General features: G+C 63.6%; 21 protein-coding genes. 11 read left to right on the top strand and 10 right to left on the bottom strand.

The annotated features are described in order from the left end of the window. Nucleotides 1-32: 32 nt before the first annotated feature. Together K8U54_RS10115 and K8U54_RS10110 are read right to left on the bottom strand one after the other, a co-directional pair. The gene (locus K8U54_RS10115; RefSeq protein WP_249909999.1) at nt 33-683 is read right to left on the bottom strand and encodes a 7-cyano-7-deazaguanine/7-aminomethyl-7-deazaguanine transporter; all 651 of its coding nucleotides are present in this window, start codon (nt 681-683) and stop codon (nt 33-35) included. Nucleotides 684-1,004: 321 nt separating this feature from the next. Next, nucleotides 1,005-1,547 (bottom strand): C40 family peptidase, encoded by a 543-nt coding sequence (locus K8U54_RS10110; protein WP_249909998.1) that lies wholly within the window; start codon nt 1,545-1,547, stop codon nt 1,005-1,007. Nucleotides 1,548-1,794: 247 nt separating this feature from the next. Here K8U54_RS10110 and choX point away from each other — a divergent pair, with 247 nt between their 5' ends. Then, a complete protein-coding gene (gene choX / locus K8U54_RS10105) occupies nt 1,795-2,721 on the top strand; it encodes a choline ABC transporter substrate-binding protein (protein ID WP_249909997.1) in 927 nt (308 codons plus the stop codon). A 45-nt stretch (nt 2,722-2,766) separates the two neighbouring features. Here the strand turns inward: choX and K8U54_RS10100 are convergent, their stop codons facing one another. The 4 genes from K8U54_RS10100 to K8U54_RS10085 all read right to left on the bottom strand — a co-directional run bounded on the left by K8U54_RS10100 (nt 2,767) and on the right by K8U54_RS10085 (nt 5,278). Next, nucleotides 2,767-3,033, bottom strand: a complete 267-nt coding sequence (locus K8U54_RS10100) for a PilZ domain-containing protein (protein WP_249909996.1) — start codon at nt 3,031-3,033, stop codon at nt 2,767-2,769. A gap of 95 nt (nt 3,034-3,128) precedes the next feature. After that, a complete protein-coding gene (locus tag K8U54_RS10095) occupies nt 3,129-4,016 on the bottom strand; it encodes a lysophospholipid acyltransferase (protein ID WP_249909995.1) in 888 nt (295 codons plus the stop codon). A gap of 87 nt (nt 4,017-4,103) precedes the next feature. Beyond that, nucleotides 4,104-4,718, bottom strand: a complete 615-nt coding sequence (locus tag K8U54_RS10090; protein ID WP_249909994.1) for a pyridoxamine 5'-phosphate oxidase family protein — start codon at nt 4,716-4,718, stop codon at nt 4,104-4,106. After that, a complete protein-coding gene (locus K8U54_RS10085; protein WP_249909993.1) occupies nt 4,715-5,278 on the bottom strand; it encodes a DNA-3-methyladenine glycosylase I in 564 nt (187 codons plus the stop codon). Before K8U54_RS10085 ends, K8U54_RS10090 begins: the two co-directional genes overlap by 4 nt. 347 nt (nt 5,279-5,625) lie before the next feature. Here K8U54_RS10085 and glyQ point away from each other — a divergent pair, with 347 nt between their 5' ends. The 10 genes from glyQ (at nt 5,626) to K8U54_RS10035 (ending at nt 16,135) form a co-directional block, all read left to right on the top strand. Continuing rightward, nucleotides 5,626-6,573, top strand: a complete 948-nt coding sequence (gene glyQ, locus K8U54_RS10080) for a glycine--tRNA ligase subunit alpha (RefSeq protein ID WP_070884847.1) — start codon at nt 5,626-5,628, stop codon at nt 6,571-6,573. Continuing rightward, nucleotides 6,570-8,624, top strand: coding sequence for a glycine--tRNA ligase subunit beta (gene glyS / locus K8U54_RS10075; protein ID WP_249909992.1), 2,055 nt, complete (start codon nt 6,570-6,572; stop codon nt 8,622-8,624). Before glyQ ends, glyS begins: the two co-directional genes overlap by 4 nt. A gap of 188 nt (nt 8,625-8,812) precedes the next feature. Next, nucleotides 8,813-9,346 (top strand): D-glycero-beta-D-manno-heptose 1,7-bisphosphate 7-phosphatase, encoded by a 534-nt coding sequence (gene gmhB, locus K8U54_RS10070; RefSeq protein WP_249909991.1) that lies wholly within the window; start codon nt 8,813-8,815, stop codon nt 9,344-9,346. Nucleotides 9,347-9,381: 35 nt separating this feature from the next. Beyond that, nucleotides 9,382-10,158, top strand: coding sequence for a lysophospholipid acyltransferase family protein (locus K8U54_RS10065; RefSeq protein WP_249909990.1), 777 nt, complete (start codon nt 9,382-9,384; stop codon nt 10,156-10,158). 232 nt (nt 10,159-10,390) lie between these two features. Then, on the top strand, nt 10,391-11,008 hold the full coding sequence (locus K8U54_RS10060; protein WP_249909989.1) for a CDP-alcohol phosphatidyltransferase family protein: 618 nt from the start codon (nt 10,391-10,393) through the stop codon (nt 11,006-11,008). Between the two features lie 10 nt (nt 11,009-11,018). Next, the gene (locus tag K8U54_RS10055; RefSeq protein ID WP_249909988.1) at nt 11,019-12,776 is read left to right on the top strand and encodes a bifunctional alpha/beta hydrolase/class I SAM-dependent methyltransferase; all 1,758 of its coding nucleotides are present in this window, start codon (nt 11,019-11,021) and stop codon (nt 12,774-12,776) included. Next, nucleotides 12,776-14,125 (top strand): phosphatase PAP2/dual specificity phosphatase family protein, encoded by a 1,350-nt coding sequence (locus K8U54_RS10050; protein ID WP_249909987.1) that lies wholly within the window; start codon nt 12,776-12,778, stop codon nt 14,123-14,125. The genes K8U54_RS10055 and K8U54_RS10050 overlap by 1 nt, the downstream gene beginning before the upstream one ends. Further along, on the top strand, nt 14,115-14,570 hold the full coding sequence (locus K8U54_RS10045; RefSeq protein ID WP_249909986.1) for a hypothetical protein: 456 nt from the start codon (nt 14,115-14,117) through the stop codon (nt 14,568-14,570). The genes K8U54_RS10050 and K8U54_RS10045 overlap by 11 nt, the downstream gene beginning before the upstream one ends. A gap of 10 nt (nt 14,571-14,580) precedes the next feature. Next, nucleotides 14,581-15,201: a lysophospholipid acyltransferase family protein gene (locus tag K8U54_RS10040; RefSeq protein ID WP_249909985.1), complete on the top strand. Its 621-nt coding sequence runs from the start codon at nt 14,581-14,583 to the stop codon at nt 15,199-15,201. A 1-nt stretch (nt 15,202) separates the two neighbouring features. Further along, nucleotides 15,203-16,135, top strand: coding sequence for a phosphatidate cytidylyltransferase (locus tag K8U54_RS10035; protein WP_249909984.1), 933 nt, complete (start codon nt 15,203-15,205; stop codon nt 16,133-16,135). Between the two features lie 71 nt (nt 16,136-16,206). On the opposite strand, the gene gyrB is transcribed toward K8U54_RS10035, so the two are convergent. The 4 genes from gyrB to dnaA all read right to left on the bottom strand — a co-directional run bounded on the left by gyrB (nt 16,207) and on the right by dnaA (nt 22,513). After that, nucleotides 16,207-18,624 carry a DNA topoisomerase (ATP-hydrolyzing) subunit B gene (gyrB, locus tag K8U54_RS10030; RefSeq protein WP_249909983.1) on the bottom strand — a complete coding sequence of 806 codons (2,418 nt, stop codon included), beginning with the start codon at nt 18,622-18,624 and terminating at the stop codon, nt 16,207-16,209. 3 nt (nt 18,625-18,627) lie between these two features. Further along, nucleotides 18,628-19,731, bottom strand: coding sequence for a DNA replication/repair protein RecF (gene recF / locus K8U54_RS10025; RefSeq protein ID WP_027908386.1), 1,104 nt, complete (start codon nt 19,729-19,731; stop codon nt 18,628-18,630). Nucleotides 19,732-19,871: 140 nt separating this feature from the next. Continuing rightward, complete coding sequence (dnaN, locus tag K8U54_RS10020; RefSeq protein WP_249909982.1) at nt 19,872-20,975, bottom strand: DNA polymerase III subunit beta; 1,104 nt, start codon at nt 20,973-20,975, stop codon at nt 19,872-19,874. Between the two features lie 35 nt (nt 20,976-21,010). Further along, nucleotides 21,011-22,513, bottom strand: coding sequence for a chromosomal replication initiator protein DnaA (dnaA, locus tag K8U54_RS10015; RefSeq protein WP_249909981.1), 1,503 nt, complete (start codon nt 22,511-22,513; stop codon nt 21,011-21,013). Nucleotides 22,514-22,893: the final 380 nt, after the last annotated feature.

Below are 22,893 nucleotides of genomic sequence, written 5' to 3'. Positions count from 1 at the left end.
AGGGGATCCGGCGTTCTTGCTTTGCGGCCGTGTCAGTTCAGCGCGGTGCGCTGCGGCAAGCGCCGCACGATGGCCCCGAGCAGCATGCCGTACAGCGGTACGAACAGCGCCAGGCTGACCGCCAGCTTGATCACGTAGTCGACCACGGCGATCTCCACCCAGTTGGCGGCCATGAACGGGTCGCTGCTCTGCCAGAAGGCGATGGAGAAGAACGCCAGGGTGTCCATGGCCTGGCCGAACACGCTGGAGGCCGCTGGCGCCACCCACCAGTGCCTGAGCTGGCGCAGGCGGTCGAACACCTGGATGTCGAGCAGCTGGCCGAGCACGTAGGCCAGAAAGCTGGCCAGGGCGATGCGGAACACGAACAGGTTGAATTCGCCCAGGGCCGCCACGCCGCCGAAGGCGCCTTCATGGAACAGCACCGAGACGATGTAGGAGGCGATCAACGCGGGCACCATCACCCGGGCGATCACCACGCGCGCGGCATGTTTGCCGATCAGGCGGACGGTGAGGTCGGTGGCCAGGAAGATGAACGGGAAGCTGAATGCGCCCCAGGTGGTGTGCCAGCCGAACAGGGTGATCGGCAACTGCACCAGGTAGTTGCTGGCGATGATGATGAGGATGTGGAACGCGATCAGCGCAGCCAATACGGCGCGGCTGACCGAGGCGGGAAGCAGGGTCATGGGATGTCCTTTTTCGTGAAATGGGGTTAGGGAACCCATTGCCGCAGCCGACATGGCTGCAAGCGGCGCGCAGTGTACTGCCTGGGCTGCCCTGGTAACAGCCCGCCCGGCGGATGACCAACCTCTTTGCTTGGCGACGCCTCGAAGGCAGAAGCGGCCCACTCAACCGGTCGCTCCCCACGCTCTGCGTGGGATGCTAGCGGCTGCTCGGCGATCCATTGTGGGAGCGCGCCATACGCGCGAATCGCGGGCATGGCCCGCTCCCACAGGTACTGCACCGCTGGCCGCCTTCGCCACACAACAGTCGTTTCGCCGACCCTGTCAGCCGTTGCTGGCCAGTTGCGCACCCTCGGGCATCACCCGCCGGGCCAGCTGGAAGTGCTTTTTCCAGTAGCCGTCGCTGAGCTTGTCGATGCGCACGTTGGTGCCACGCCGCGGCGCGTGAATGAAGCGGTCGTTGCCCAGGTAGATGGCCACGTGGTCGACACTGCGCCCACGGATACGGAAGAACAGCAGGTCACCCGGCTCCAGATCGCCCTTGGCCACCTTGGGACCATCGACGCGGGAGAGCGCGCGGGAGGTGCGGGGCAGGTCGAGGTCATCGACCTTCTTGAACGCATAGTTGACCAGGCCGCTGCAGTCGAAGCCGTGCTCGAGGCTGGTGCCGCCCCAGCGGTACGGGGTGCCCAGTGCGCTCAGCGCCCGGTTGACGACAGCCTGGGAAGAATTGGGGTCGGCCTTGGCGGGGGCGACGACACGGCTGCTGCCGTCCTGCAGGTGAACCCGGAAGCTGGCCGAGGCATTGCCAGCTGCAGCACATAAGAGGGTGCCGCCCAAAAACAGAGAAAGGATCAGTTTATTCAATTCGATGACCTTGAAAGAAGACTCAAGCCGCCGCGAATCCCTTCCTTGATCAGCCACTTGCAACCTAAATAATGAACTAAAAGAGTGCTCCGCACGTCCCGTGGACGGACAGTTGAAAATTGCCCTGGGTTCATTTTTTCCCCTTTTCGGCGACGAACGGTAAAGGTCAGAAGCCGCCTGACACAGGGCAGGAATCGCCCCTGTATCTGCTAGGGTTACAGCTCCCTCACGCATCAGGACAATGCCGATGAAGCCACTCAAGACCGTGATCACCGCCAGCCTGCTGGCCCTGAGCGCCAGCCTGTACGCCCAGGCGGAAGACGCCAAATGCGCCAGCGTCAGCCTGGCCGACCCAGGCTGGAGCGACATCGCGGTCACCAACGGCATCGCCAGCCTGCTGCTCGACGGCCTGGGCTACAAACCGCAGACCCGCACCCTGGCCGTGCCGATCATCTTCGCCGGCCTGCAGAAAGGCCAGGTCGACGTGTTTCTCGGCAACTGGATGCCCGCCGGCCAGCATGACTACGAGCGCTACGTGGCCACCGGGCAGATCGACAAGGTGGTGGAGAACCTCGGCGGCACCGAATACACCCTGGCCGTGCCGACCTACGCTTATGAAGCCGGCGTGAAGGATTTCAACGACCTCGCCAAATTCGCCGACAGGTTCGGCAAGAAGATCTACGGCATCGGCTCGGGCTCGCCCGCCAATGACTACATCCGCCAGATGATCGCCGGCGACGAATTCGGCCTGGGTGACTGGCAGTTGGTGGAGTCCAGCGAGCAGGCCATGCTGGTGCAGGTCGGCCGCGCGGTGAAGCGCGACGCGTTCGTGGTGTTCCTCGGCTGGACGCCGCACCCGATGAACGTGCAGTTCGACATGAGGTACCTCAAGGGCGGCGAGAAGTTCTTCGGCAGCACCGGTTCGGTCAACACCCTGGCACGCAAGGGCTTTGTTGCCGAATGCCCGAACGTGGGCAAGCTGCTGACCAACCTGAAGTTCACCCAGGAGATGGAGAACACCATCATGGACGACGTGCTCAACCGCAAGGTGGCCAATACCACGGCGATCAAGAACTGGATCAAGGCCAACCCGCAGGTGCTGGAAGGCTGGCTGGAGGGCGTGAAAACCCGTGATGGCGGTGACGGCCTGGCGGCGGTGAAGGCCAAGCTGTAGGCACAACGAACGAGGCCGGCGGAGCAGGGCGCCGGCCCGTTGGATTCAGTCGCGGATAAAGCGCAGCCCCACACCCTCGGGAGTGACGCGCATGACTTCCATCTCCAGGATTGGCGCCTCGATGGGCAGGTCCTGCACCTGGCCGGTCACCCGAGTGCCGGGCTCCAGGTCGGCCAGACTCTCGTGCTTGACGTACACGCCGCCGTCGGAAAGATCGCGGGTCTGGGCGACCAGCTCACCAAAGCTCGGGTGGCAGATCTTGATCCGACATTTCATCGGTGTACGGGGATGCTGACGCTGGTTGGCGGACATGTCCTGACAGCCTCGGGAAAGATGTGCCCCGTTAATAACTCAAATTGCCGGGCAAGCCTAGCGAAGCGGCACGAGGTTGCGAGGCGCCGCCGGTTTCAGTACCAGCGCTCTTCGCCCTCGGGGCGTTTCTTGAAGCGCTTCATGCTCCACATGTACTGGCTGGGGTAGGCGCGTACGTACTTCTCGACCACGCCACTCATGGCCGCCACGGCGGTGTAGGTGTCTTCGCTGTACATGCCCTCGGGCGCGGCCTCGAGGATCACCTTGTAACCCGAGCCGTCCTCCAGGCGCAGCGCATGCAGGAACACGCCGACCGCCTTGCCGCCGGCGAGCATGCCCGGCACGAACTTGCTGGTCAGCGCAACGGTGCCGCAGAAGGGCACGAAGATACCAGCCGACAGGCTCGGCTCCGGGTCGGCGGGAATGCCCACGGCACCGCCCTTGCGCACTTCCTTGATGACGCTGAGGATGCCTTCCTTGGTCGACGGTGCCACCCGGTTGCCGAGTTGCACCCGTTGCTCGCGCAGCAGGTCATCGACTGCCTTGAGCTTCGGTGGGCGGTAGAAAATGATCGGTTTGCACTGCGAGCAGTAGAAGTGGTTGAGCACTTCCCAGTTGCCCAGGTGGCTGGTGATGCCGACCACGCCCTTGCCGGAGGCAAGCGCGGCTTCGAGCACTTCCAGGCCCTCGACCTCGCGCACGCGGGCCAGTGACTTGTGGGCCGGCCAGACCCAGGCGCAGGCGCTCTCGGTCAGGGTGCGGCCGATGTCCATCAGGCTGCGGCCGACCAGCTTGTCGTGCTCGGCGGCGGTCAGTTCCGGAAAGCACTTGGCGAGGTTGATGCGCACGACTTCGCGGGAGCCGTTCGGCAACTTCCACATCAGCCAGCCAATCATCGCGCCGAGCGATTGCACCGCACGCCAGGGCAGGAGGGCGAACAAGCGCAGGGATCCGACCACCAGCGCGCCTTTGAGCTTTTCCACAAGCAGCTCCCGATAAAAAAGGGCGCGTATTGTAACCGTCCGGGGCCGGCCTGACTGTTACATACACGATCAGAAACGACGAAACGTTCAATAAAGCTGGGTTTTGAGACGTTCCTGCAGCTGCTGCTCGTAGGCCTGGACGTCGAACTGCGGGTCCATCACCGCCTTCAGCAGGTCGCCGGCCGACGGCAGGCTGGCCCGCTCGACCTGCCGTTCGACCGCCCACAACCCGGAGCGCACCGCCGCCTTGGAGCACTGGAAGTAGCAGGTGTCGACGCTGATGCGCAGCACGCTGCGCGGCAGCTTGCCTTGCGCCTCGCACAGCGCCAGCAGCTCGGGCTCCAGCGAGATGCTCGCGCGGCCGTTGACCCGGAAGCTTTCGCCCACCCCGGGAATCAGAAACAGCAGCGCCACGTGGGGGTCGTGGAGGATGTTGCGCAGGCTGTCGATGCGGTTGTTGCCGGGGCGGTCCGGCAGCAACAGGGTGCGCTCGTCGAGGATCCGCACGAAACCCGGCGCATCACCCCGTGGCGAACAGTCCAGCCCATCCGGCCCATGGGTGCCCAGCACCACGAACGGCGAAGCCGCCACCAGCGCCTGGTAGGGCGCGCTCAGGTAGCCCAGCTCCTTGCGCAGGGAGCGCTCGTGGGGCACGCCGTAAAGCGCCTCCAGTTGTTCGAGGGTAGCGATGGTGGTGCTCATGGCTGCTTCTCCGTTTGCAGTTGTGGGTAGCGATCGCAGTCGCGGGTGTGGTCCATGACCATGCCGGTGGCCTGCATGAAGGCGTAGCAGATGGTCGGGCCGACAAAGGTGAAGCCGGCCTTCTTCAGCGCCTTGCTCATGGCCTCGGCTTCAGGGGTGACCGCCGGCACGTCGCCGCGGCCACTGAAATGGTTGATCTTCGGCTGGCCGCCCACGAACGACCAGAGCAGCGCCACCGGATCCTCGAGGCGCAGCCAGGCCTGGGCGTTCCGGCGCGCGGCCTGCAGCTTGAGACGATTGCGGATGATGCCGGGGTCCTGCATCAGGGTGTCGATATAGGCATCGCTCATCGCTGCCAGGCGCTCGGCATCGAAACCGAACAGCACGTCACGATAGCGCTCGCGTTTCCTCAGCACGGTGATCCACGACAGCCCGGCCTGGGCTCCTTCGAGCAGCAGCATCTCGAACAGGTGGCGGGGATCGCGCGACGGCACGCCCCATTCCTCATCGTGATAGGCCTGGTACAGCGGGTCGTCGTTACACCAGAAACAGCGGGGCATGGCAGTCGGCTCGGTGAGGGGCGAGGGCAGACTATAACCGCGGACCATCGGCGCCTGCAGCCTGGGTGCAACCCGGGAAGCGATAGCGGCCCGACCGCCAGGTTTCCCGCCGAAGGGCTGATGACGATTTCGCGCCCATGGTGCGCGCCCACAACGGCCAGGGCGAGTCGCCGCCAGAGGGCTCATCTCTCGCTAGCCTCGAATTCCACCGAGGCCGCAACGATATCCACAGGGCGTGCGCTGCGCCGCGGTCGTTTTATCAGGCGAGACGGCGCAGCATGCGGGCTGCGTCTTGCATCGGGTATACTCCCCGGCTTTCTGTCGCAGCCCCAACAGGTGAATTTTTCGTGAGCCAGACAACGCCTGCCGTGCGCACCTTCCAGGACCTGATCCTCGCCCTGCAACAATACTGGGCCGAGCAGGGCTGTGTGGTACTGCAACCCTATGACATGGAAGTGGGCGCCGGTACCTTCCACACCGCCACTTTCCTGCGTGCCATCGGCCCGGAAACCTGGAACGCCGCCTACGTGCAGCCATCGCGCCGGCCGACCGACGGCCGTTACGGCGAGAACCCCAACCGCCTGCAGCACTACTACCAGTTCCAGGTGGTGCTCAAGCCGAATCCGGAAAACTTCCAGGAGCTGTACCTGGGCTCGCTGAAGGCCATCGGCCTCGACCCTGAAGTGCACGACATCCGCTTCGTCGAGGACAACTGGGAATCGCCGACCCTCGGCGCCTGGGGTCTGGGTTGGGAAATCTGGCTCAACGGCATGGAAGTCACCCAGTTCACCTACTTCCAGCAGGTCGGTGGTATCGAGTGCTACCCGGTCACCGGCGAGATCACCTACGGTCTCGAGCGCCTGGCCATGTACCTGCAGGGCGTCGACTCGGTCTACGACCTGGTATGGGCCGATGGCCAGTTCGGCAAGGTCACCTACGGCGACGTGTTCCACCAGAACGAAGTGGAGCAGTCGACCTACAACTTCGAGCACGCCAACGTCGACAAGCTGTTCGAGCTGTTCGATTTCTACGAGAGCGAAGCCAACCGCCTGATCGAGCTGGAGCTGCCGCTGCCGACCTACGAGATGGTGCTCAAGGCTTCCCACACCTTCAACCTGCTGGATGCCCGTCGCGCCATTTCGGTGACCGCGCGCCAGCAGTACATCCTGCGCGTGCGCACCCTGGCCCGCGCCGTGGCGCAGAGTTATCTGCAGGCCCGGCGCCGCCTGGGCTTCCCGCTCGCCACCGCCGATCTGCGTGATGAAGTACTGGCCAAGCTGGAGGCTGCAGAATGAGTGCGCTCGATTTTCTGGTTGAACTGGGCACCGAAGAGCTGCCGCCCAAAGCCCTGAAGACCCTCGGCGAATCCTTTCTCGCCGGTGTCGAGAAAGGCCTCAAGGCCGCCGGCCTGAGCTACCGCGGTGCACGTTACTACGCCGCGCCACGCCGCCTGGCCGTGCTGGTCGAGCAACTGGCCACCGAACAGCCGGATCGCACCGTCAACCTCGACGGCCCGCCCGTGCAGGCGGCCTTCGATGCCGAGGGTAACCCGACCCAGGCCGCCCTGGGCTTCGCCAAGAAGTGTGGCGTGGAGCTGTCGGCCATCGACCAGAGCGGGCCGAAGCTGAAATTCAGCCAGCACATTCCTGGCCAGCGCGCCTATACGCTGCTGCCCGGTATCGTGGAAAACTCCCTGAACGAGCTGCCGATTCCCAAGCGCATGCGCTGGGGTGCCCGCAAGACCGAATTCGTCCGCCCGAGCCAGTGGCTGGTGATGCTGTTCGGTGATCAGATCGTCGACTGCGAGATCCTCGCTCAGAAGGCCAACCGTTTCTCCCGCGGCCACCGCTTCCACGCCAACCATGAAGTGCGCATCTCTGCGCCCGCCATGTATGCCCAGGAGCTGCGCGCCGCCTACGTGATCGCCGACGTCGCCGAGCGCCGCGAGCAGATCGCCAAGCGCGTCGACCAGTTGGCAGCCGAGCAGCAGGGCACCGCCATCGTGCCGCCGGCGCTGCTCGACGAAGTCAGCGCCCTGGTCGAATGGCCGGTGCCGCTGGTCTGCTCCTTCGAGGAACGTTTCCTGGAAGTGCCCCAGGAAGCGCTGATCACCACCATGCAGGACAACCAGAAGTACTTCTGCCTGCTCGATGCGGACGGCAAGCTGCTGCCGCGCTTCATCACCGTGGCCAACGTCGAGAGCAAGGACCCGGCGCAGATCATCTCCGGCAATGAGAAGGTGGTGCGCCCGCGCCTCACCGACGCCGAGTTCTTCTTCAAGCAGGACAAGAAGCAGCCGCTGGAAGCCTTCAATCAGCGCCTGACCAACGTGGTGTTCCAGGCCCAGCTCGGCACCGTCTACGACAAGGCCCAGCGCGTCTCGGCCCTGGCCGGCTTCATCGCCGGGCGCATCGGCGGCGACGCCAAGCGTGGCGCCCGCGCCGGCCTGCTGAGCAAGTGCGACCTGGCCAGCGAGATGGTCGGCGAGTTCCCGGAAATGCAGGGCATCGCCGGCTATTACTACGCGCTGAACGACGGCGAGCCACAGGACGTCGCCCTGGCCCTGAACGAGCAGTACATGCCGCGCGGTGCCGGCGCCGAGCTGCCGAGTACCCTGACCGGTGCAGCGGTGGCCCTGGCCGACAAGCTCGACACCCTGGTCGGTATCTTCGGCATCGGCATGCTGCCCACCGGCAGCAAGGACCCGTACGCCCTGCGCCGTGCCGCCCTGGGCGTGCTGCGCATCCTCATCGAGAAGGGCCTGGACCTGGACCTGGGCGCCACCGTCGAGTTCGCCGTGCGCCAGTACGCCAGCAAGGTCAAGGCCGCCGGCCTGGCCCCGCAGGTGCTGGAATTCATCTTCGACCGCCTGCGGGCGCGCTACGAAGACGAAGGCGTGGACGTTTCCGTGTACCAGGCCGTGCGTGCCGTGAACCCGCTGTCGCCGCTGGACTTCGACCAGCGCGTGCAGGCCGTGCAGGCCTTCCGCAAGCTGCCCGAAGCCGAAGCCCTGGCCGCCGCCAACAAGCGCGTGTCCAACCTGCTGAGCAAGGCCGATGGGCAAGTGGCGAGCAGCATCGAAGCCCATTATTTCGATACGCCGGCCGAGTTCACCCTCAACGCCGCGATCCAGAAGGCCGACAACGCCGTGCAACCGCTGGCGCAGTCGCGTCAGTACCGCGAGGCGCTGGCCCAGCTGGCCTCGCTGCGCACCCCGGTGGACGCCTTCTTCGAAGCGGTGCTGGTCAACGCCGAAGACCCCAAGGTACGCGCCAACCGCTATGCGCTGCTGGCGCGTCTGCGTGGCCTGTTCCTGGGCGTCGCCGATATCTCGGTACTGGGCTGACCACTTTGCCCGGCCCACGCAGGGCCGGGCACTAACAGGTTGCTGAAAAACTACTTGCGTTGCTATCGCGGCGTTAAAAGCAGGCTCCAAATGCTCATGTACTATTCGTACACTCCGCTTTCTCGCCTGCTTTTGCCTTGCGCTAGCTGCCTCACCTACGTTTTTCAAAAACCTGCGAAGGAACACGCGTGAAACTGATCATTCTGGACCGCGACGGGGTCATCAATCAGGACTCCGACGCCTATATCAAAAGCCTCGAGGAGTGGATTCCGATCCCCGGCTCCATCGAGGCCATCGCCGCGCTGAGCAAGGCGGGCTGGACCGTGGCCGTGGCCACCAACCAGTCCGGCATCGCCCGCGGCTATTACCCGCTGAGCGTGCTGGAAGGCATGCACGCGCGGTTGCGTGAGCTGGTGGCGGAGCAGGGCGGTGAAGTCGGCCTGATCGTGCAATGCCCACACGGCCCGGACGACGGCTGCGACTGCCGCAAGCCCAAGCCCGGCATGCTGCGCCAGATCGGCGCGCACTATGATTTGCCGCTCGCCGGCGTGTGGTTCGTGGGTGACAGCGCCAGTGACCTGGAAACGGCGCTCGCCGTCGACTGTCAGCCCGTGCTGGTGAAAACCGGCAAGGGCGAACGCACCCTGGCCAAAGCCGCTCTGCCAACCGGCACCCTGATATTCGACGACCTGGCGGCCGTGGCTGCCCGGCTTCTCACTTGATAGCGCAGGCACGCCCTGCCACGGTAATCGCTCCCATGTCGCCAGTGCAGTCCCTCAGAACCGTACTCTTCTACCTGCTGCTGTCTTCCAGCTCGTTCGTCTGGTGCATCATCAGCGTATTCGTCGCGCCCTTCCTGCCGTTCCGTGCCCGCTACCGCTTCGTGGTGCAGGCCTGGTGCCGCAGCGCGGTCTGGCTGGCCAAGGTGGTTGCCGGCATCAAGTACGAGGTCAAGGGCGCCGAAAACATTCCCGAGCGCCCCTGTGTGATTCTCGCCAAGCACCAGAGCACCTGGGAGACCTTCTTCCTGTGCGCCTACTTCGAGCCGCTGAGCCAGGTCATCAAGCGTGAGCTGATGTACGTGCCGTTCTTCGGCTGGGCGCTGGCCATGCTCAAGCCCATCGCCATCGACCGCAGCAATCCCAAGGCCGCGCTCAAGCAACTGGCCCAGCAGGGCCGCACGCGCCTGGAGCAGGGCGCCTGGGTGCTGGTGTTCCCGGAGGGCACGCGTATCCCGGACGGCCAGATCGGCAAGTTCTCCCGCGGCGGTACCGCCCTGGCGGTGAACAGCAACCTGCCGGTACTGCCGATCGCCCATAACGCCGGGCAGTTCTGGCCGAAGGACGGCTGGAGCAAGAAACCGGGCGTGGTGCAGGTGGTGATCGGCCCGGCCATGTATGCAGAAGGCGAAGGCCCACGGGCGATCGCCAACCTCAACGAGCGCGCATTCCAGTGGGTCAGCCAGGCGCAATGCGAAATCGGTGCACTCAGCCCCCAGGCCGCTCCGGTGGAAACCGCCAATGACCTCGCCTGACCCGGCCAATCTGTGGATAACCTGTTGAGCGAATTCCTTTTTAATTGAGTTTTCCCGCTCAATGTACTGATTTAACTGGATTTTTATTGGTACCCAAGCTGTCGATAAATTGGGCATAAGTTTTACCCGGCAACTTGACGATGTTCACGTTGACGTATCGCTTAGTAGGGGCTCAACCGGCTAAGCTGGCGCTCTGCCAGACACAGAAACATGGCGAAACGGAGTTCGTGACATGCTTTCGATTTATCAGCTGAAACCGCGCTTTCAGAACCTCTTGCGTCCCCTGGTACGGCGCCTCTTCGACGCTGGCGTGACCGCCAATCAGGTGACTCTGAGCGCCGCCGTCGTATCGGTGCTCATCGGCCTGCTGCTGGCCCTCTTTCCCGAGCGCCTCTGGCTGTTCGCGCTGATCCCGCTGTGGATGATCCTGCGCATGGCGCTCAACGCCGTCGATGGCATGCTGGCCCGCGAGTTCGGCCAGCAATCGACACTGGGCGCCTACCTCAACGAACTCTGCGACGTGATCGCCGATGCCGCGCTGTTCCTGCCGTTCGCCTTGTTGCCAGGCGTATCACCGACCCTGGTGGTGGTGCTGGTGCTGTTCGCGCTGATCAGCGAATACGCCGGGGTGATGGGCCCCATGGTCGGCGCCTCGCGTCGCTACGACGGGCCGATGGGCAAGAGCGACCGCGCCTTCTGCTTTGGCGTGCTCGGTGCCGGGGTGGCCAGCGCGCTGCTGCCGCTGAGCTGGATCGATCCGATTCTCGCGGTGATCACCGCGCTGCTGCTGTACACGCTGTTCAACCGCGTACGCCACGGTTTGGCGCAAGCGTCTTCTTCTGCGCAATAGGAAAGCCCTGATGACCGAAGTTCGCGCCAGTACCTTCACGACCCACGACGGCGTCAGTCTGTTCTACCGTCACTGGCCGGCTGCCGATGTGCGGCCCGATGCCGCCCGCCGCGCCATCGTCATGTTCCACCGCGGCCATGAGCACGGCGGGCGCATGGCCCATCTGGTCGACGAGCTGGGCCTGCAGGGTTTCGATTTCTTCGCCTGGGATGCCCGCGGCCACGGCGAGTCGCCGGGGGAGCGGGGCGACAGCCCGAGCTTCGCCACCAGCGTGCGCGACGTGCAGACCTTTATCGACCATATCGCCGCTAGGTACGGCATCGAGACCGGGGACATGGTGGTGCTGGCGCAAAGCGTCGGCGCCGTGGTGGTTTCCACCTGGGCCCACGACTACGCACCGAAGATCCGCGCCCTGGTGCTCGCCTCGCCGGCCTTCAAGGTCAAGCTGTATGTGCCGTTCGCCCGCCCGGGCCTGAAGGCGATGCGCGCCTGGCGCGGCAACTTCTTCGTCAACAGCTACGTGAAGGCCAGGTTTCTCAGCCACGACCCGCAGCGCATCGCCTCGTTCGACAATGACCCGCTGATTACCCGCGCCATTTCGGTGAACATGCTGCTGGGCTTGTACGACGCCGCCGAGCGCGTGGTCGCCGATGCCCAGGCGATTCAGATTCCCACCCAGTTGCTGATCTCCGGCAGCGATTTCGTGGTACACCGCAAGCCCCAGGAGCAGTTCTTCCAGCGCCTGGGCAGCCTGGACAAGGAAATGCACGTGCTGCCCGGGTTCTTTCACGACACCCTGGGCGAGCGCGACCGGGCCCACGCACTGACCCGCATTCGCCGCTTCGTGCTGAAAGCCTTCGAGCAACCGCTGCAGCGCCCATCACTCTTGGACGCCGACCGCCTCGGCTGGAGTTGTGCCGAAGCCGAGGAACTGGCGGCGCCGCTGCCGAAAAACTCGCCGCGTGATCTCTACTGGCGTGCCACGCGGGCCAGCATGCGCCTCGGCAGCAGTGTTTCGGCGGGCGTGCAACTGGGTTTCGAGACCGGTTTCGACTCGGGCAGCACCCTGGATTACGTGTACCGCAACACCCCCACCGGCAGTTCGCCGATTGGCCGGCTGATCGACCGCAACTACCTGAATTCCATCGGTTGGCGGGGCATCCGCCAGCGCAAGGTGCACGCCGAGGAACTGCTGCGCCTGGCCATGGCAAGGTTGCGCGAGCTGAGCCGCCCGGTGCGCATCGTCGATATCGCCGCCGGTCACGGCCGCTACATTCTCGAAGCGTTGGAGCAGGGCAGCGACAAGCCGGATTCGATCCTGCTGCGTGACTACAGCGACATCAACGTGCGTGACGGTGCAGCGCTGATCGAGCAGAAGGGCCTGGGCAGCATCGCCCGCTTCGTCAAGGGCGACGCCTTCGACAAGGCCGACCTGGCAGCGCTGGAGCCGAAACCGACCCTGGCGGTGGTCTCCGGCCTCTATGAGCTGTTCGCCAGCAACGCCATGGTCGGCGACTCCCTGGCAGGCCTGGCGCAAGCCGTGGAAGAGGGCGGGTACCTGATCTACACCGGCCAGCCCTGGCACCCGCAGCTGGAGCTGATCGCCCGTGCCCTGACCAGCCACCGCGGTGGCGAGGCCTGGGTGATGCGTCGGCGCAGCCAGGCGGAGATGGATCAGTTGGTCGAAGCCGCGGGCTTTCGCAAGATCACCCAGCGCATCGACGAGTGGGGCATCTTCAGCGTATCCCTGGCGCAGCGGGTGTCCTGATGACGCCCGCCGCGGTCGTTCGCGAAAGCGGATTATGGAAGCGCGGCGTACTCTGGTTGCTGCTGCTCGCGCCGCTGTTCTTTGGCACCTATGGCTTCGCCAACGGTTATACCGCCCAACGCGACGACGTCGGCAGCCTGGTGTTCGGCTGGGAACGGCAGATACCCCTATGGCCGTGGACGATCATTCCCTACTGGTCCATCGACCTGCTCTACGGCCTGGCCTTCCTGCTGCCGGCCACCCGTGCCGCGGTGGATCGCCTCGGCCTGCGACTGCTCACCGCCCAGGTAATCTGCATCAGCTGCTTCCTGCTCTGGCCGCTGCGTTTCACCTTCGACCGGCCGGCACTGGATGGGCTGTTCGGGATGATGTTCGACGTGCTGATGGGTTTCGACAAACCCTTCAACCAGGCGCCATCGCTGCATATCACGCTGCTGGTGGTGCTATGGGCATGCTTCGCCCATTACGCAAGCGGGCTGTGGAAAGTCGCCTTGCACCTCTGGTTCTTCTTGATCGGTCTGTCGGTGCTGACCACCTGGCAGCACCATTTCATCGACGTACCGACCGGCATGCTCGCCGGTTTCCTGTGCCTGTGGCTGTGGCCCAGCGAAGGGCGCAGCCCGTTGTTTGCCTGGTGCCTGGCCCGCGACCCGCGACGCTGGCGGTTGGCCCTGCGCTACGCCTTTGGCGCAGCTCTGTGCAGCGCCGTGGCGATTCATTTCGGCGGCTTCGCCTTGTGGCTGCTGTGGCCGGCCCTGTCGCTGCTGATGGTGGCGTTGAACTATGCACTGTTCGGCGCCAAGGGTTTTCAGAAGCCCGCGGACGGCCGTCTCAGCGCTGCCAGCAGCTGGTTGCTGGCCCCCTATCTGCTGGGTGCCTGGATCAATTCCCGGGCCTGGACCTGCAAGCATCCGCAGCCCGATGAAGTGGCCGACGGCGTCTGGCTCGGGCGCATTCCCGGCAAGGGAGAAGGGCAGGCGTTCGCTGCCATCGCCGACCTCTGTGCCGAGCTGCCGTGCCGGGTGGAAGGCCAGGTCTATCGCGAACTGGCGTGCCTCGATCTGATCGTCCCCAGCAGCGAACACTGCCTGCAGGCGGCCGTGGCCATCGAAGACCTGCGGCGCCACGGGCCGGTGCTGGTGTGCTGCGCCCTGGGCTATTCGCGCAGCGCCACCGCCATCGCCGCCTGGCTGCTGCACAGCGGTCGCTGCAGGAGCGTCGCAGAGGCGGTTTCGCAGCTGCGCCAGGCTCGCCCCCAGGTCGTGCTCGGTTACGCGCATTTACAGGCCCTGGAAGGCGTTTCAAACCCTTCGCTATCCACCGTGGGAGGCAGATTACATGGCCAGTGAAATGCAGCTACGCCTGGTCGCCGGTTTGCTGCGCCGCGGCCGATCCCTGGATCATCTGTCGGGCGCACTGACCTTGCTCGCCTTGGTCATCGGCCTGGGGCCGCTGCTCGGTTTCATGGCACTCAGCACGGGGGCGGCCGTGTGCATTGCCTTGCTGATGTGTGGCCTGGTGCAGAAATACTACGCGCTGCGGGTCGCCCTCGATGCCGAGCTGTTCGCCAGCCTGGCCGCGGCGCCCGAGCAGCTCGGTCGGCGTACCACGGAGCTCGATCAGGCATTGGCATGGCTGGGTCGCCAGAACGCGCCGAGCCGTTCCTGGCAACAACGCAGCCAGGGCGCCCTGCGCCTGCTGCGTCTGCAGGCGCTCTGGCTGGCCCTGCAGGTGTTGGTCGCCCTGGCGGCCATCGTGCTGATGCCGTGGCTTTCACACATTCGATTCGGATAAGGACGCTGACATGCTCGCCTCGCTGGTCGCCTTTTTCATCACCTCCGGTGCGCGGCTGCTCACCGGTGCCCGCGCCCTGTGGCTCGGTAGCACCGCACAGCCGGTACAGCGCATCTATTACGCCAACCACAGCAGCCACGGCGACTTCGTGCTGCTCTGGGCATCGCTACCGGCGGAGCTGCGCAAACGCACCCGCCCGGTAGCCGGCTCCGATTACTGGATGAAGGGCTCGCTGCGCAGCTTCCTGATCCAGAAGGTGTTCAACGGTGTGCTGGTCGACCGCCAGCGCAGCGACCCCAGCGCCAACCCGCTGCAGGCAATGCTCGATGCGCTGGCCGAGGGTGATTCGCTGATCGTCTTCCCCGAGGGCACCCGTAATCTGGAAGACGGTCTGCTGCCGTTCAAGGCAGGCCTCTATCACCTGGCCAAGGCACGGCCGGATGTGGAGGTGATCCCGGTGTGGATCGCCAACCTCAACCGGGTGATGCCCAAGGGTCGAGCCTTGCCTCTGCCGCTGCTGTGCACCCTGAATTTCGGCGCGCCGCTGGGCATGGGCGAGGAGGAGGGCAAAGAGGCCTTCCTCGAACGCGCCCGCAGCACCCTGCTGGCCCTGGCCCCCGAGGAGGTTTGAGATGGATCGCAATACCTTGCTGTTGTTCGCCGGTATCGGTGGCCTGCTGTTGCTCGCCAGCCTGATCGGCTGGCTGCTGAAACTGCGTGCCGGCCCTGGCCCGCATTCGGTCATCGACAACCTCAATGCGCGCATCAACGCCTGGTGGGTGATGGTGGCGGTGATCGGTTTCGCCTTCCTGTTCGGCAATACCGGCGTGGTGGTGCTGTTCTACTGCGTGTCGTTCTATGCGCTGCGCGAGTTCATGACGCTCACGCCCACCCGGCGCAGCGACTACCCGGCACTGGTCGCCGCCTTCTACTTCGCGCTGCCGATGCAATACCTGCTGATCGGCATCGGCTGGTACGGCCTGTTCGCCATCTTCATTCCGGTCTACGTGTTCCTGCTGCTGCCGATTCTGTCGTCCCTGGGCGGCGATACCACACGCTTTCTCGAACGTACCTCCAAGGTGCAGTGGGGCCTGATGATCGCGGTGTACTGCATCTCCACCGTACCGGCGCTGCTGACCCTGGAGATTGCCGGCTTCGAGGGCCGCAACCTGCTGCTGATCGCCTGGCTGGTGATCGTGGTGCAGATCTCCGACGTGCTCCAGTACGTGTGCGGCAAGCTGGCCGGCAAGCGCAAGATCGCCCCCAACCTGTCGCCCTCCAAGACCGTGGAAGGCTTCTTCGGTGGCGTGGCCCTGGCGACCCTGATCGGCGCCTCGCTGTACTGGATCACCCCCTTCGCCTTCTGGCAGGCCGGCCTGTTCGCCCTGCTGGTGTGCCTGCTCGGCTTCGCCGGCGGCCTAGTGATGTCGGCGATCAAGCGCGACCGCGGGGTGAAGGACTGGGGCCACATGATCGAAGGCCACGGCGGCATGCTCGACCGCCTCGACTCGGTGTGCTTCGCCGCCCCGGTGTTCTTCCATATGGTGCGCTACTGGTGGGGCTGAGCTGCTAAGCGATCGACAGGCAAGAAAAAACCCGGCGCCAGGCCGGGTTTTTTATGCACCGTGAACGGCGATCAGACGTCGAGGTTGGCTACCGCCAGGGCATTGCTCTCGATGAAGTCGCGGCGCGGTTCCACTTCGTCGCCCATCAGGGTGTTGAAGATCTGGTCCGCGGCGATGGCGTCTTCGATGCGCACCTTGAGCATGCGGCGTACTTCCGGGTCCATGGTGGTTTCCCACAGCTGGTCCGGGTTCATCTCGCCAAGCCCCTTGTAGCGCTGGATGCTGTGGCGCTTGGTGCTCTCGGCCATCAGCCAGCTCAGGGCTTCCTTGAAGGTGGAGACCGGCTTCTTGCGCTCGCCACGCTGCACGTAGGCACCTTCTTCCAGCAGACTGTTCAGCTGGTCGCCCAGGCTGGTGACAGTCTTGTAGTCGTTGCTGGTGAAGAAGTCACGGTTGAAGGTGATGTAGCTGGAATTACCGTGGGAAATCAGCTCGACCTCGGGCAGCCACAGGTGGCGCTCGGTGTCTTCGCGCAGGCTGGTCTTGTAGGCCAGGCCGGAACGCTCCATGGCCTTCAGACGGGCATCGAACTTCAGGCGCCAGGCTTCCATGACGTCCTGGTCGGCGAGCATCTCCTGGGTCACGCCCTGCAGGTAGACGAAGTGTTCGGTGATCTCTTCCGGGTACAGGCGCGACAGGCGCTTGAGGGTCTTCATCACGGTACGGTAGTCACCGACCAGGCGTTGCAGGGACTCGCCGGAGAGGCCAGGCGCCGCTTCGTTGACGTGCAGGCTGGCGTCCTCCAGGGCCGACTGGGTCATGTACTCCTCCATGGCCTCGTCGTCCTTGATGTACTGCTCCTGCTTGCCCTTCTTGACCTTGTACAGCGGCGGCTGGGCGATGTAGATGTAGCCGCGCTCGACCAGCTCCGGCAGCTGACGGAAGAAGAAGGTCAGCAGCAGGGTACGGATGTGCGAACCGTCGACGTCAGCATCGGTCATGATGATGATGTTGTGGTAACGCAGCTTGTCGATGTTGTATTCCTCGCGGCCGATGCCACAGCCCAGGGCGGTGATCAGCGTGCCGACCTCCTGGGAGGAAATCATCTTGTCGAAGCGTGCCTTCTCGACGTTGAGGATCTTGCCCTTGAGCGGCAGGATAGCCTGGGTCTTGCGGTTACGGCCCTGCTTGGCAGAACCGCCCGCGGAGTCACCCTCCACGATGTACAGTTCGGAAAGGGCAGGGTCCTTTTCCTGGCAGTCGGCCAATTTGCCGGGCAGGCCGGCGATATCCAGCGCGCCTTTACGGCGGGTCATCTCGCGAGCCTTGCGCGCCGCTTCACGGGCACGGGCGGCGTCGATCATCTTGCCGACCACGGCCTTGGCTTCGTTCGGGTGCTCGAGCAGGAAGTCGGCGAAGTACTTGCCCATCTCCTGTTCCACCGCGGTTTTCACCTCGGAGGAAACCAGTTTGTCCTTGGTCTGGGAGCTGAACTTGGGATCCGGCACCTTCACCGAAATGATCGCGGTCAGGCCTTCGCGAGCATCGTCACCGGTGGTCGAGACCTTGTGCTTCTTGGCCAGGCCTTCCTGCTCGATGTAGTTGTTCAGGTTGCGGGTCAGCGCCGAGCGGAAGCCGGCCAGGTGGGTACCACCGTCACGCTGCGGAATGTTGTTGGTGAAGCACAGCAGGTTCTCGTTGAAGCTGTCGTTCCACTGCAGGGCGACTTCCACGCCCACGCCGTCGTCACGCTGGACGTTGAAGTGGAACACCTGGTTGACCGCGGTCTTGTTGACGTTCAGGTACTCGACGAATGCGCGCAGGCCGCCCTCGTACTTGAACAGCTCCTCCTTGGCGGTGCGTTCATCCTTGAGCAGGATGCCAACGCCGGAGTTCAGGAACGATAGCTCACGCAGGCGCTTGGCGAGGATGTCCCAGCTGAAATGAATGTTGGCGAAGGTCTCTTCGGACGGCTTGAAGTGGATCTGCGTGCCCGTGCCATCGGTGTCACCAACGGCCGCCAGAGGTGCCTGGGGTACGCCGTGGACGTAGGTCTGCTCCCAGATCTTGCCGCTACGGCGAATGGTCAGCACCAGCTCCTTGGAGAGGGCGTTCACCACCGATACGCCCACGCCGTGCAGACCACCGGAGACCTTGTAGCTGTTGTCGTCGAACTTACCGCCGGCGTGCAGTACGGTCATGATGACCTCGGCTGCCGAGACACCTTCTTCCTTGTGCATGTCGACCGGAATACCACGGCCGTTGTCGCGCACGCTGATCGACTCATCCGGGTGGATGGTGATGGTGATCTCGCTGCAATAACCAGCCAGGGCTTCGTCGATGGAGTTGTCGACCACCTCGAAGACCATGTGGTGCAGGCCGCTGCCATCGTCGGTATCACCGATGTACATGCCTGGCCGCTTGCGTACGGCATCCAGGCCTTTCAGTACCTTGATACTGTTGGAGTCGTACGTTTGGTTTTCGCTCATGCCTTACTCCCGGTGGTCGTGGGTCTGGGTGATACGCCCATGTTCCACGTGGAACATGGATACCGGCGTATCCGTTTGCCAGCCATCGCTCAACAATTCATGGTCTACACAGGTGATGAATACCTGGCAGTTCAAATCTTCCAACAACCGACACAAGGCGCGGCGATGCTGCTCATCCAGTTCTGACGGCAGGTCATCCACCAGATAGATGCATTGGCCGCGCTTGGCCTGGTCAACCAAATGTCCCTGGGCGATTCGCAAGGCGCACACCACCAGCTTCTGCTGGCCACGGGAGAGGATATCTGCCGCATTGTGCGCACCCAGTCGCAACCTCAGGTCGGCGCGCTGCGGTCCGGATTGGGTATGCCCAATCTGTTGGTCACGCAATAGCGACGACGTCAGCACTTCGCTCAGGGGCCGCTCTTTATCCCATCCCCGGTAATAGCTCAACGTGAGCCCCTGCAGCTCGACCAGCTCGCTGAGGGTACGCTCGAAGACGGGTTTCAATTGCTGTATGTAGGATCGCCGATAACTGTCGATCTCATCGCTGGCCAGGCACAACTCGCGATCCCAGGCCGCTTGAGAAACGGGGTCAAGTGTACCACGGCGAAGCCAGGAATTACGCTGCTTGAGGGCCTTCTGCAGGCGCTGCCAGGCGGGCAGGAATCGGTGTTCCACGTGGAACACACCCCAATCGAGGAACTGCCTACGGATCTTCGGCGAGCCTTCCAGCAGGCGGAAGCTGTCCGGGTTGATCAGTTGCAACGGCAATGTCTCGGCAAGTTGCGCTGCGCTGCGTGCATTCTGTCCGTCGATGCGAATCTGGAACTCGCCCTGGCGATCCCGCGAGACCCCCAGATTGCTCAGCCGGCCATCGCTCAGTTGCACCTGACCGAACAGGGTGCAGACCTGTTGCTCGTACTGGATTACCGGAAGCAGGCGGGCGCTGCGAAAGGATCGCGCCAGACCGAGTAGATGAATGCCTTCCAGCACGCTGGTCTTGCCGCTGCCATTGTCGCCATACAGGATGTTGATGCGCGGCGAGGGCAGCAGAGTCGACGGCTCGAGATTACGAACGGCGGTGAAGTTGATGCGGGTCAGGGACATGAACAGACCGGAAGAGAAGGGCAGCGATCACACCGCCTGAAACGAAATCAGCCTTGGATGTTACGGATTAGAACTGCATCCGAACATACCAAGGCTGATTATCTGACGCTGGGTATAGCTGCCTTGCTCAGCAGCTGAAATTACAGGCGCATCGGCATGACGACATAAGCGGAATCGTCATTGTCGGCTTCCTGCACCAGGGCACTGCTGTTGGAGTCGGAGAGGATCAGACGCACCTGCTCGGTGGTCATCACGCCGAGCACGTCGAGCAGGTAGCTGACGTTGAAACCGATCTCCAGCGCGCTGCCGTTGTAGTCGACGGCGATCTCTTCTTCGGCTTCTTCCTGCTCCGGGTTGTTGGCCTGGATTTTCAGCAGGCCGGCAGCCAGCTGCAGGCGAATACCGCGATACTTCTCATTGGACAGGATGGCCGTACGGCTGAAGGCTTCGCGCAGGCCCTGACGATCGGCAACCACCAGCTTGTCGCCGCCGCGGGGCAGCACGCGCTCGTAATCCGGGAACTTGCCGTCGACCAGCTTGGAGGTAAAGGTGAACTCGCCGGTAGTGGCGCGAATGTGGTGCTGGCCCAGCACGATGGACACTTCACCATCCTGCTCGGTCAGCAGGCGAGCCAGTTCGAGGATACCTTTGCGCGGCACGATGACCTGGTGCTTGCCGTCCTGCTGGATGGTCGCTTCCATGGAGCACATGGCCAGGCGGTGACCGTCGGTGGCCACAGCCCGCAGAATGCCGGTCTGCACTTCCAGCAGCATGCCGTTGAGGTAATAGCGCACGTCCTGCTGGGCCATGGCGAAGCTGGTACGCTCGATCAGGCGACGCAGTTTGCTCTGCACCAGATTGAAGGTCAGCGAACCCGGGCCTTCCTCGACGGTGGGGAAGTCATTGGCCGGCAGCGTGGACAGGGTGAAACGGCTACGACCGGCCTTGACCAGCAGCTTCTGCTCGTCGACGCGGATGTCGATCAGCGCATCGGCCGGCAGGCTCTTGCAGATATCCATCAGCTTGCGGGCCGGTACGGTAATCTCGCCCGGCTCGGCGGCATCTTCCAGGGCCACGCGACCGACCAGCTCGACCTCCAGGTCGGTGCCGGTCAGCGACAGTTGCTGGCCTTCGACGACCAGCAGAACGTTGGACAGAACCGGCAAGGTCTGGCGGCGTTCCACGACGCCGGCGACCAGTTGCAGGGGTTTCAACAGGGCTTCGCGTTGAATGGTGAAGTGCATGGTCTAGTCCCTTGCCTCGTGCATGGAGTTGCGTATCAAGTGGTCAGTGTACGCAGCAGGTTCTTGTAATCCTCGCGGATGTCCGCATCGGATCCCCTAAGTTCAGCAATCTTACGACAGGCGTGCAACACCGTGGTGTGATCACGACCGCCGAACGCCACGCCGATTTCCGGCAGGCTGTGGTTGGTCAATTCCTTGGACAATGCCATGGCCACCTGACGGGGTCTGGCGATGGAACGCGAACGACGTTTGGACAACAGATCGGTGATCTTGATCTTGTAGTACTCGGCCGTAGTGCGCTGGATATTGTCGATGCTGACCAGCTTGTCCTGCAGGGCCAGCAGATCCTTCAGCGACTCGCGGATCAGCTCGATGGTGATGTCGCGGCCCATGAAGTGCGAGTGGGCGATGACCCGCTTCAGCGCGCCTTCCAGTTCACGTACGTTGGAGCGAATGCGCTGGGCGATGAAGAACGCCGCATCGTGGGGCAGGTCGACCTTGGCCTGATCGGCCTTCTTCATCAGGATCGCCACGCGGGTTTCCAGCTCGGGCGGCTCGACCGCCACGGTCAGGCCCCAGCCGAAGCGCGACTTCAGACGCTCTTCCAGGCCTTCGATTTCCTTCGGATAGCGGTCGCTGGTGAGAATCACCTGCTGGCCGCCCTCGAGCAGGGCGTTGAAGGTGTGGAAGAACTCCTCCTGGGAGCGCTCCTTCTTGGCGAAGAACTGGATGTCATCGATCAGCAGCGCATCCACCGAGCGGTAGAAGCGCTTGAATTCGTTGATGGCATTGAGCTGCAGGGCCTTGACCATATCGGCCACGAAACGCTCCGAGTGCAGGTACACGACCTTGGCATTCGGGTTCTTGGCCAGCAGGTGGTTGCCCACCGCATGCATCAGGTGGGTCTTGCCGAGGCCGACGCCCCCATAAAGGAACAGCGGGTTGTAACCGTGCTTGGGATTGTCCGCCACCTGCCAGGCGGCGGCGCGAGCCAACTGGTTCGACTTGCCCTCGACGAAGTTGTCGAAGGTGAAGGTACGGTTCAGGTAGCTGGTGTGCTTGAGGCCGCCTTCTACCTGCACGTTGCGCTCGCTGCGCGCCGGCGCCACGCTGGACGATGCACCCGCCATGGAATCGAAGCTGGCACGCGAAGGCTCGGTCTGCACCGGCAGCTTGGGCGGCGGCGCGCTGACCGGAGGCGTGGGGGCGGCAGGGGCAGGCGCGGAGGGCGCCGGGCTGTTATAGCTGGAAGCCGATGGCGAAGGCGTCAGTACCGCACGCGGCGCCGAACTGCGACGGCTGCCGATCAGCAGCGAGATAGCCGGTACCAGGCCGGTCGCCCGCTCACCAAGCAACTCGAGCATGCGGCCCATGTACTTCTCGTTGACCCAGTCGAGAACGAAACGATTCGGTGCGTAGACACGCAGCTCATCGCCTTCGGCTTCTACCTGTAATGGACGGATCCAGGTGTTGAATTGCTGGGCAGGCAGTTCATCGCGCAGGAGTTCCACGCACTGCTGCCAAAGTTCCACGGACACGGACATCCCCTGATTGAAAGCGCTGAGGCAAAAACAGCGCCTATTGTAGCTTCAAGAGATGGAGTTATCCACATAGGAAGGCCAATCAGTACACGTCAAATCAAGGTGTTAGGCAATTTGCCACACGTCGAAAAGGGCCTGACTGTACTCTGTGGATAACGCCCCATGAGCACCGTTGAAAAGCGGGCGGAAAACGCTCTGGATATCCGTCCTGTGGGTAAAAGTCCATTCCATCCCCAGGCGATACCCAGCACGCGAACATGCGCAGCACCGCTTTCTGACAGACTTTTGAATTGCCGTAAACCTTGGGCTGTCTAGGCTGCAGGAACTTATCCACAGAAACGGTCGAGCTAAGCTATAAACATTAAAACAAGCCTTTC

The organism is Pseudomonas fulva (genome assembly GCF_023517795.1).
GTDB classification, from domain to species: Bacteria; Pseudomonadota; Gammaproteobacteria; order Pseudomonadales; family Pseudomonadaceae; genus Aquipseudomonas; species Aquipseudomonas fulva_D.
The sequence above is the reverse complement of the archived record's forward strand: the minus strand, read 5'-3'. Positions and strand labels throughout refer to the sequence as shown.

Coding starts and splice junctions, on each gene's coding strand:
- gyrB (WP_249909983.1), bottom strand. CDS start 18,624: ATGAGCGAAAACCAAACGTACGACTCCAACAGTATCAAGGTACTGAAA.
- recF (WP_027908386.1), bottom strand. CDS start 19,731: ATGTCCCTGACCCGCATCAACTTCACCGCCGTTCGTAATCTCGAGCCG.
- K8U54_RS10115 (WP_249909999.1), bottom strand. CDS start 683: ATGACCCTGCTTCCCGCCTCGGTCAGCCGCGCCGTATTGGCTGCGCTG.
- K8U54_RS10035 (WP_249909984.1), top strand. CDS start 15,203: ATGGATCGCAATACCTTGCTGTTGTTCGCCGGTATCGGTGGCCTGCTG.
- choX (WP_249909997.1), top strand. CDS start 1,795: ATGAAGCCACTCAAGACCGTGATCACCGCCAGCCTGCTGGCCCTGAGC.
- K8U54_RS10040 (WP_249909985.1), top strand. CDS start 14,581: ATGCTCGCCTCGCTGGTCGCCTTTTTCATCACCTCCGGTGCGCGGCTG.
- K8U54_RS10045 (WP_249909986.1), top strand. CDS start 14,115: ATGGCCAGTGAAATGCAGCTACGCCTGGTCGCCGGTTTGCTGCGCCGC.
- K8U54_RS10085 (WP_249909993.1), bottom strand. CDS start 5,278: ATGCCCCGCTGTTTCTGGTGTAACGACGACCCGCTGTACCAGGCCTAT.
- K8U54_RS10065 (WP_249909990.1), top strand. CDS start 9,382: ATGTCGCCAGTGCAGTCCCTCAGAACCGTACTCTTCTACCTGCTGCTG.
- K8U54_RS10050 (WP_249909987.1), top strand. CDS start 12,776: ATGACGCCCGCCGCGGTCGTTCGCGAAAGCGGATTATGGAAGCGCGGC.
- K8U54_RS10100 (WP_249909996.1), bottom strand. CDS start 3,033: ATGTCCGCCAACCAGCGTCAGCATCCCCGTACACCGATGAAATGTCGG.
- glyS (WP_249909992.1), top strand. CDS start 6,570: ATGAGTGCGCTCGATTTTCTGGTTGAACTGGGCACCGAAGAGCTGCCG.
- dnaN (WP_249909982.1), bottom strand. CDS start 20,975: ATGCACTTCACCATTCAACGCGAAGCCCTGTTGAAACCCCTGCAACTG.
- K8U54_RS10055 (WP_249909988.1), top strand. CDS start 11,019: ATGACCGAAGTTCGCGCCAGTACCTTCACGACCCACGACGGCGTCAGT.
- K8U54_RS10090 (WP_249909994.1), bottom strand. CDS start 4,718: ATGAGCACCACCATCGCTACCCTCGAACAACTGGAGGCGCTTTACGGC.
- K8U54_RS10060 (WP_249909989.1), top strand. CDS start 10,391: ATGCTTTCGATTTATCAGCTGAAACCGCGCTTTCAGAACCTCTTGCGT.